Annotated in this window: 1 tRNA gene; it reads right to left on the bottom strand. The window is 56.7% G+C overall.

The window, feature by feature from the left end:
- Positions 1-85: 85 nt before the first annotated feature.
- Positions 86-162: transfer RNA gene (locus EN852_RS37890), tRNA-Asp, on the bottom strand.
- Positions 163-321 lie beyond the last annotated feature (159 nt).

Below are 321 nucleotides of genomic sequence, written 5' to 3'. Positions count from 1 at the left end.
TCTGGATCACATCCGCATACATGCATCTTTGACAGACAACGTCGACATTTCTACTAAGCCAAGGGTTTGTGTCCCTTGAGAGAAATGGCGCGAGTGACGGGGCTCGAACCCGCGACCTCCGGCGTGACAGGCCGGCACTCTAACCAACTGAGCTACACCCGCGCATTGACGAGCACGTGTCAGCCGTGTTCGTCGTTGGGGCGCTGGATAAGGGGTTCGCTACCGGGTGTCAAGCGCACCAAACCATCATAACGCCAAACAGGAGAAGGTTTTTTGACAGCCGGCATTTTGTTCGCAAATCCGGCCTCCGAACAGGGCGCC

Origin of the sequence: Mesorhizobium sp. M2E.F.Ca.ET.209.01.1.1, from assembly GCF_004010375.2 — a bacterium.
GTDB lineage: Bacteria > Pseudomonadota > Alphaproteobacteria > Rhizobiales > Rhizobiaceae > Mesorhizobium.
The sequence above is the reverse complement of the archived record's forward strand: the minus strand, read 5'-3'. Positions and strand labels throughout refer to the sequence as shown.